Source organism: Streptomyces sp. ISL-11 (genome assembly GCF_018614525.1).
Taxonomy (GTDB): Bacteria; Actinomycetota; Actinomycetes; order Streptomycetales; family Streptomycetaceae; genus Streptomyces.
Genome location: NZ_JAGGOL010000112.1, coordinates 1 through 7,561 on the forward strand (window position 1 = coordinate 1; position 7,561 = coordinate 7,561).

Genomic DNA, 7,561 nt, shown 5'->3' on the forward strand with positions numbered 1-7,561 from the left:
CGCCCGGCGCCGCCGCGCACCGGGGTGCCCCCGGCGCCCTGGCCGACGGGATCCGCGACCGCGCGGTCCGCGCGGTCACCGCCGACGGCCCGGTGAGCGAGGAGACGGCGTGGGCCTGCGAGGCGGCGGTCCGGCTGACACTGTCCTACGTGATCGCCCCGGTGGCCTCGGACGAGGACGCGGCCGCGCACGTCGCCCGTCTGGTCCGCGCCCTGGAGGGCGACGGGAGTGTCGGCCGGGGCCTGTGAGGCGCGGTCGGTGGGGCGTCGCCGCGGGCGGGGGCCTCAGTGGGGGCCCAGTAGTGCCTCAGTGGGCCGAGCCGGACAGCTGCAGACCCATGACGCCCAGGATGACCAGGCCGATCGAGACCAGTTTGAGGGTGGAGACCAGGTCGCCGAGGAAGATCATGCCGTAGACGGCGGTGCCGGCCGCGCCGATGCCCGTCCACACCGCGTACGCCGGGCCGACGTCGAGCTTCCGCAGCGAGAGCGTCAGCAGGCCGAAGCTGCCGAGCGCGAAGCAGGCGAAGGCGATGGTCGGCCAGAGCCGGGTGAAGCCGTGGGAGAGCTTGAGACAGACGGCGAAGCCGGTTTCCAGCAGACCGGCGACCACCACCAGCAGCCACGCCATCAGTTTGCCTCCCGCGCCTCGGTGACCGCCGTCCGTCCGGTGTGCTCATGCCCTTGCCACTGACGGTCACCCGCAAACGTAGGCGATCAGTCGCCTTCGCGCCGTTCCCTCGTCGAGAGCAGGCGGCGCAGCGAGTACAGCCGCTGCGGGTCGGCGTGGCCGTCGGTCACCCACTGGTCCAGCGCACAGTCCTGCTCGTCGTGGCTGCACGCGCGCGGGCAGCCCTCCGTGCCCGGCACCAGGTCGGGGAAGGCATGGATGACGCGCGAGGGATCGACGTGGTGCAGGCCGAAGGACCGTACGCCCGGGGTGTCGATGACCCAGCCCGAGCCGCCGGGCAGCGGCAGGGCCAGCGCGGAGGTGGTCGTGTGGCGGCCGCGGCCGGTGACCGCGTTGACGTGGCCGGTGGCCCGCTGCCGGTCCGGGACCAGCGCGTTGACCAGGGTGGTCTTGCCGACGCCGGAGTGGCCGACGAACGCGGTGACCCGGCCCGTGAGCCGCTCGCGCACCCGGTCGGCGGCGGCGCCGTCGGTCAGTTCCTGACGATTGGTCACGACATGGTGCACGCCGAGCGCGCCGTAGGACTCCAGCAGCTTGTCCGCCGAGGAAAGGTCGGACTTTGTCAGAACGAGCAGCGGTTCCAGGCCGGCGTCGTACGCCGCCACCAGACAGCGGTCGATCAGACGCGGCCTGGGCTCGGGGTCGGCGAGGGCCGTGACGATGGCGAGCTGGTCGGCGTTGGCGACCACCACCCGCTCGAACGGGTCGTCGTCGTCGGCGGTGCGGCGCAGCACGGAGGAGCGCGCCTCGACCCGGACGATCCGCGCCAGGGTGTCCTTGTCGCCGCTCAGGTCGCCCACGACCGCCACCCGGTCGCCGACCACGGCACCCTTGCGGCCCAGTTCGCGCGCCTTCATCGCGATGATGGTGCGGTCCTCGACGAGGACGTGCAGCCGGCCGCGGTCGACGGTGAGGACGAAGCCCTCGGCGGCGTCCTCGTGCTTGGGGCGGATGTTGGTGCGGGGGCGGTTGCCCTTGCGGTTGGGGCGGACGCGGATGTCGTCCTCGTCGGGGTTCTTGCCGTAGCGGCGCATGGTGCTCTTCCGCTCTCTCAGGCTCTCGACACCGTCGTCGCCCCCGCGACGGGGCCGAGCATCCCGGTCCACAGCGCCGGGAAGTCGGGCAGGGTCTTCGCGGTGGTCGCGACGTTCTCCACCTGGACGCCCTCGACGGCGAGGCCGATGACGGCGGCCGCGGTGGCCAGCCGGTGGTCCTCGTAGGTGTGGAAGACACCGCCGTGCAGGGGGCGCGGGCGGATGCGCAGCCCGTCCTCGGTCTCGGTGACGTCGCCGCCGAGCTCGTTGATCTCCTTGGCCAGCGCGGCCAGCCGGTCCGTCTCGTGCAGCCGCAGGTGGGCGATGCCGCTGAGGACGGACTCGGAGTCGGCGAGCGCCGCGACGGCCGCGATCACCGGGGTGAGCTCGCCGACCTCGTGCAGATCGGCGGTGATGCCCTTGATCCGGCCGGTGCCGGTGAAGGTCAGCCCGGTCTCGGACAGCTCGCAGCTGCCGCCCATGGCGGTGAAGATGTCGCGCAGCGCGTCACCCGGCTGCGTGGTGCGCTCGGGCCAGTCGGGGATGGTGACCCGGCCGCCGGTGACCAGGGCCGCCGCCAGGAACGGCGCGGCGTTGGACAGGTCGGGCTCGATGACCAGGTCCCGGCCGAGCAGGGCGCTGGGGGAGACCCGCCAGACGTTCGGCTCGCCGCCGGACTCCGGGGTGTCCACCTGCGCGCCGGCCATCCGCAGCATGTCCACGGTCATCCGGATGTGCGGCATGGACGGCAGCACCGCGCCGACGTGACGCACCTCGACGCCCTGGTTGAAGCGCGGCCCGGACAGCAGCAGCGCGCTGACGAACTGCGAGGAGGAGGACGCGTCGATCTCGACCGTGCCGCCGTCCAGCGCCCCGCCGCCGTGCACGGTCAGCGGCAGCGCGCCGCGCTCGTTGTCGTCGATCCGGGCGCCCAGGGCGCGCAGCGCGTCGATCACGCCGTGCAGCGGGCGCTCGTAGCTGCGCGGGTCGCCGTCGAAGCGGATGGGGCCGTCGGCCAGGGTGGCGACCGGCGGCAGGAAGCGCATGACCGTGCCGGCGTTGCCGACGTCCACGGTCGCCGGGCCGCGCAGGCCGGCGGGGATGACGCGCCATGCCTCGCCCGCGTCGGCGCCCGCCCCGGAGGAGCTGGAGGAGACCGTCTCCTCGATGCCGACGCCCATGGCGCGCAGCGCCTCGGCCATCAGCAGCGTGTCGCGCGAGCGCAGCGGCCGGCGCACCCAGCCCGGCTCGGCCGCGAGGGCGGCCAGGACGAGCGCGCGGTTGGTGACCGATTTTGATCCGGGCACGGTGACGGTCGCTTCGACGGCCCCCGGAGCGAGGGGGGCGGGCCAGAGGTCGGTGTGCGCGGGGCTCTCGGTCATGTCTTTACCTTAGTGGCTTGTACCGCGTCACAGGCCGAGCAGCCAGCGCCCTCCTCCGGTCAGGGCGCACAGCGATACGACATGGAAGAAACCCAGCCAGATCCCCGCGGGCAGGTGGGTGAGCCTGGCCAGCTGGTCGGCGTCGGAGTCCGGAGCCCCGCCGTGGCGGCGCTTGGCCTGGAGCTCGAAGGCCGGGCGGACGCCGCCCAGGAGCAGGAACCAGACGACCCCGTACGCGAACAGGGCCTGCACGGCCGGGCCCGTCAGCCACGAGACCAGCACGAACGCGGTGCCGCTGAGCACCACGGTCAGCACGCCGAAGGCGTTGCGGACCATCAGCAGCAGCGCGGCGAGCAGCGCGGTCGCGCCCCACAGCAGCGCCGTGATGTGGCCCGCCGCCAGCAGCCAGGCGCCGCCGAGTCCGAGCAGCGAAGGGGCGGAATAGCCCGCCGCCGCGGTCAGGATCATGCCGAGACCGGTCGGTTTGCCACGCGAGACGGTCAGACCCGAGGTGTCCGAGTGCAGCCGGATGCTTTCCAGCCGGCGGCCGCTGAGCAGGGCGACGAGGCCGTGGCCACCCTCGTGGGCGATGGTGACGGCGTTGCGGCTGATCAGCCATGCGCCGCGCGGGACGACCACGGCCAGCGCGACGACCGCGGTGACCACGACCAGCCACGTCTTCGGGTCGGGCTGGGTCGCGAGGACGCGGTCCCACAGATCGGTGGCGGCGGTGCTGTCCATTTGTGCGCGGCTCCTGAAGGGTCCGTGGCAGGGTGGCGAATATGTGTGGTCGATATGCGGCGAGCCGGAGCCCCCAGGACCTCGTCGGGGTCTTCGAGGTCGAGAAGTGGGATCCGGAGGAGACGCTCGCTCCGGACTGGAACGTGGCGCCGACGAAGAGCGTGTACGCGGTGCTCGAACGTCCACTGAAAGACGCCAGGGACCGCGGTCCGGTTCGCCAGCTGCGCCCGCTGCGCTGGGGGCTGGTTCCCTCGTGGGCCAAATCCCCCGAAGGTGCCGCGAAGATGATCAACGCTCGGGCGGAGACGGTGCACGAGAAGCCGTCCTACCGGCGGGCCTTCGAGGCGCGCCGCTGCCTGATACCCGCCGACGGCTACTACGAGTGGGTCACCGGCGCGGCCGAGCGGGAGCTGGAGGAGCGCGGCCGGAAGAAGCGCCCTCGCAAGCAGCCGTACTTCGTCACTCCGGCGGACGGCTCGGTCATGGCGATGGCCGGGCTGTACGAGTTCTGGCGCGATCCGGCCCTTCCGCCGGACCATCCGCAGGCGTGGTGGGCGACGTGTTCGGTGATCACGACGGAGGCGTCGCCGGAACCGTTCGCCTCCGGCGGCGGTGAGGGCGGGCCGCGGTCGCTGGCGGAGATCCATCCCCGGATGCCGCTGGTGCTGCCGCCGGAGCGGTGGGAGGCGTGGCTGGATCCGGGGCGTACGGATCCGGACGATCTGAGGGGGTTGCTGGTGGCTCCGCCGGCCACGTCCGTCAGGGCCTACCCGGTGACCACCGCGGTCAGCGATGTCCGTAACAACGGGCCGGAGCTGGTCGAGGAGCTGGACGCGCCGGAGGAAGCGACGCTGTTCTGAGTGTTCCGCATCCGCGCCTTCGCGTGACCGGGGGCGGGCGGCCGCGGGCTGTGTCGTCCGCACCACCGCTGCGCGGCGGTGTCCTCAAACGCCGGACGGGCTGCTGAATTGAGCCCGTTGGGGGCACCTCTGGGGGCACCCCCGGACGGAGTCTGGGGGAGGTAGCTGGGGGAGATTGAGGACGCGCCCGCTGGGCGCCCGCCGCCGCAGGCGGCAAACACGGCCCGCACCCGAAGATCCATCGGACACCGCGTAGCGGCCCGGCAAGATGGACCCATGATCGACCTCGTCCCCACCCCCGTCGGCGACGCCCGTATCCACTGGTACCGCGCCCCCAGGCCACGGCTCACGCTCGCCCTCGGGCACGGTGCCGGCGGTGGTGTCGAGGCGCGGGACCTCCAGGCCGTCGCGGCCGCCCTCCCCGCGCGGCACGTCACCGTGGCGCTCGTCGAACAGCCCTGGCGCGTCGCAGGCCGGAAGGTCGCGCCGGCGCCCGGGACGCTGGACACCGCGTGGCGGGCCCTGTGGCCCGCGCTCGGCGTTCCGGGGCTGCCGGTCGTCGCCGGCGGCCGCAGCGCCGGGGCGCGCGTCGCCTGCCGCACCGCCGCGGAGCTGGGCGCGATCGGCGTCCTCGCGCTGAGCTTCCCCCTGCACCCGCCGGGCAAGCCGGAGAAGTCGCGCGCGGACGAACTGGCCGGCACCGAGCTGCCCACCCTCGTCGTGCAGGGCGTCAGGGATCCTTTCGGGCGGCCCGGGGAATTCCCGCCGGACACCGAGCTCGTGCCCGTACCGGACGCGGATCACGGATTCGCCGTACCGAAGAGGGCCGCGACCGGTCAGAAGGAGGCGCTCGAAGTGATCACGCACGCGGTCGCCGGATGGCTCGCGCGACTTCCCGGCTGACCCGTTCGGTCCTCTCCCCGCGCTCTCCTCGTCCCTCCTCATTTCCTGTCCGCATTCCGGGAATGCGGACAGGCTTCCGGCTGTTGTGCAGGTCATCCGGAACGAACGGCACGACAGAGGAATGGGAGCTCGCCGCATGGGTTCGACCGCATGCCTGTCCCGCCCGCAGACGGCTGACCTGGGATGGTCGGCGGTGCATGTGGCGCAGCCCGCCCCCGGCGGAGCGGCGGACGGACCGGATCGTCGTCTATTCTCCGATTCGAGCGGGTCCGCATCCGGTTCCGCCATGGTGTTGGAGGAGGTGGGTCCGGTCGCTGGGACCGACGAGGGGACCAAGGACAGCGCCGCGGGTGGAGAAAGCACCGCCGAGCGCAATGCCCGCTTCGAGCGGGACGCTCTCACCTTCCTCGACCAGATGTATTCGGCCGCCCTGCGCATGACGCGCAATCCCGCCGACGCCGAGGACCTGGTGCAGGAGACCTACGCCAAGGCGTACGCGTCCTTCCATCAGTTCCGTGACGGTACGAATCTCAAGGCATGGCTGTACCGCATCCTGACGAACACGTTCATCAACTCCTACCGCAAGAAGCAGCGTGAGCCGCTGCGCAGCGCGTCGGAGGAGATCGAGGACTGGCAGCTCGCGCGTGCCGAGTCGCACATGTCGACCGGTCTGCGGTCCGCCGAGTCCCAGGCTCTGGACCATCTGCCCGACTCCGATGTCAAGGAGGCCCTTCAGGCCATCCCCGAGGAATTCCGCATAGCGGTCTATCTCGCGGACGTCGAGGGCTTTGCCTACAAGGAGATCGCGGACATCATGGGTACGCCCATCGGCACGGTCATGTCCCGGCTGCACCGCGGCCGCCGCCAGCTGCGCGGCATGCTGGAGGACTACGCCCGCGAGCGCGGACTGGTCCCGGCGGGCACGGCCCCCGCGCCGAACGGTTCCGACGAGTCGCACAATCGGAAAGGCTCGGACTCATGAGCTGCGGAGAGCCGCACGAGACGGACTGCTCCGAGGTCCTCGATCATCTCTACGAGTTCCTCGACCACGAGATGCCGGACGGCGACTGCGCCAAGTTCGAGGTGCACATCGACGAGTGCAACCCGTGCTTGGAGAAGTACGGCCTGGAGCAGGCCGTGAAGAAGCTCGTCAAGCGCTGCTGCGGCCATGACGACGTCCCCGCCGACCTCCGGTCCAAGGTGATGGGCCGGATCGAGCTGATCCGTGCCGGGCAGGCGGTGCCCGAGCAGGACGTCGTGGCCGAGGCGAGGGCGGCGGAGGCCGCCGCACCGCCGGTCGCGCAGGACTGACCGGAACGGGAACAGCAGGTCGAACCCCATCGGGACGAAGCGGTACGGAAGTCCTGCTCGCCGACCCGTTCCCGACGTGACCGGCGGTCCGACGGCGGTCCGTTCCGGGCGGGCAAACACCCTCCCGGGGGAACATCACCCGAAGGTGTGCATCCGCTCGCTACGGGCGGGGTAATACCCGAATGCGCCGTTCCCGGGCCCGATCTGAGCCTATTCTCCCCTTCCTGACGGCAAGCTTGCCGAGATCCGACGGGACGGGGAGGACGCGCCATGGGGGCACTTCCGGCGTCGGCGCGCGCCTGTATCGCGTGCGCCGTACTGGCCGCCGCCCTCTGTGCGGCGCCCGTCCTCAGGTACCCGACGGCCGTCCCCTGGAGCGCGGTCGCCTCGCTCGCCCTGGTCTGCGCGGCCTGTGAACGTCTGCCCCGCCGCACTCTGACCCTGCCCGTGCTGCTCGCCGGCGCGTTCCTGCTGCCGCCGGCGGCGGCCGCGCTGGTCGCCGTGCCGGGCGCGCTCGTCGGACGCGTCGAACGGCGTCCGGCGGCCTGGGTACGGCGCGCATGGCACGCCGCACAGCTCGCGCTCGCCGCGTGCGCCGCCTCGTACGCCTTCGCGCTCGCCGTGCCGGGCCGCGGCGGCG

Annotated in this window: 8 protein-coding genes and 2 pseudogenes; 6 read left to right on the top strand and 4 right to left on the bottom strand. The window is 72.4% G+C overall.

Translation table 11 applies throughout. The features are described 5' to 3' along the window. A pseudogene (locus J7E86_RS22205) lies at positions 1-248 on the top strand (TetR/AcrR family transcriptional regulator); the annotation flags it as partial. 58 nt (positions 249-306) lie between these two features. Here J7E86_RS22205 and J7E86_RS22210 read toward each other — a convergent pair. From J7E86_RS22210 to J7E86_RS22225, 4 genes are all read right to left on the bottom strand, one after another. Then, positions 307-630: a multidrug efflux SMR transporter gene (locus J7E86_RS22210; protein ID WP_215083498.1), complete on the bottom strand. Its 324-nt coding sequence runs from the start codon at positions 628-630 to the stop codon at positions 307-309. Between the two features lie 86 nt (positions 631-716). Continuing rightward, a complete protein-coding gene (gene rsgA, locus J7E86_RS22215; protein WP_215083499.1) occupies positions 717-1,724 on the bottom strand; it encodes a ribosome small subunit-dependent GTPase A in 1,008 nt (335 codons plus the stop codon). Positions 1,725-1,741: 17 nt separating this feature from the next. Then, a complete protein-coding gene (aroA, locus tag J7E86_RS22220) occupies positions 1,742-3,106 on the bottom strand; it encodes a 3-phosphoshikimate 1-carboxyvinyltransferase (protein ID WP_215083500.1) in 1,365 nt (454 codons plus the stop codon). A gap of 27 nt (positions 3,107-3,133) precedes the next feature. After that, positions 3,134-3,847, bottom strand: coding sequence for a M50 family metallopeptidase (locus J7E86_RS22225; RefSeq protein ID WP_215083501.1), 714 nt, complete (start codon positions 3,845-3,847; stop codon positions 3,134-3,136). Between the two features lie 41 nt (positions 3,848-3,888). On the opposite strand from J7E86_RS22225, the gene J7E86_RS22230 reads away from it, so the two are divergent. From J7E86_RS22230 to J7E86_RS22250, 5 genes and pseudogenes are all read left to right on the top strand, one after another. Next, positions 3,889-4,707, top strand: a complete 819-nt coding sequence (locus J7E86_RS22230) for an SOS response-associated peptidase (protein ID WP_215083502.1) — start codon at positions 3,889-3,891, stop codon at positions 4,705-4,707. A gap of 276 nt (positions 4,708-4,983) precedes the next feature. Continuing rightward, complete coding sequence (locus tag J7E86_RS22235; RefSeq protein WP_215083503.1) at positions 4,984-5,610, top strand: alpha/beta family hydrolase; 627 nt, start codon at positions 4,984-4,986, stop codon at positions 5,608-5,610. Between the two features lie 301 nt (positions 5,611-5,911). Then, positions 5,912-6,592 carry a sigma-70 family RNA polymerase sigma factor gene (locus J7E86_RS22240; protein WP_374223842.1) on the top strand — a complete coding sequence of 227 codons (681 nt, stop codon included), beginning with the start codon at positions 5,912-5,914 and terminating at the stop codon, positions 6,590-6,592. Then, a complete protein-coding gene (gene rsrA / locus J7E86_RS22245; protein ID WP_215083505.1) occupies positions 6,589-6,921 on the top strand; it encodes a mycothiol system anti-sigma-R factor in 333 nt (110 codons plus the stop codon). The genes J7E86_RS22240 and rsrA overlap by 4 nt, the downstream gene beginning before the upstream one ends. 270 nt (positions 6,922-7,191) lie before the next feature. Continuing rightward, positions 7,192-7,561 (top strand): annotated as a pseudogene (locus J7E86_RS22250) (metal-dependent phosphohydrolase); the annotation flags it as partial.

Excerpts from the sequence above, each read along its gene's own strand:
- J7E86_RS22210 (WP_215083498.1), bottom strand. The coding sequence starts at position 630 with ATGGCGTGGCTGCTGGTGGTGGTCGCCGGTCTGCTGGAAACCGGCTTC.
- rsgA (WP_215083499.1), bottom strand. The coding sequence starts at position 1,724 with ATGCGCCGCTACGGCAAGAACCCCGACGAGGACGACATCCGCGTCCGC.
- aroA (WP_215083500.1), bottom strand. The coding sequence starts at position 3,106 with ATGACCGAGAGCCCCGCGCACACCGACCTCTGGCCCGCCCCCCTCGCT.
- J7E86_RS22225 (WP_215083501.1), bottom strand. The coding sequence starts at position 3,847 with ATGGACAGCACCGCCGCCACCGATCTGTGGGACCGCGTCCTCGCGACC.
- J7E86_RS22230 (WP_215083502.1), top strand. The coding sequence starts at position 3,889 with ATGTGTGGTCGATATGCGGCGAGCCGGAGCCCCCAGGACCTCGTCGGG.
- J7E86_RS22235 (WP_215083503.1), top strand. The coding sequence starts at position 4,984 with ATGATCGACCTCGTCCCCACCCCCGTCGGCGACGCCCGTATCCACTGG.
- rsrA (WP_215083505.1), top strand. The coding sequence starts at position 6,589 with ATGAGCTGCGGAGAGCCGCACGAGACGGACTGCTCCGAGGTCCTCGAT.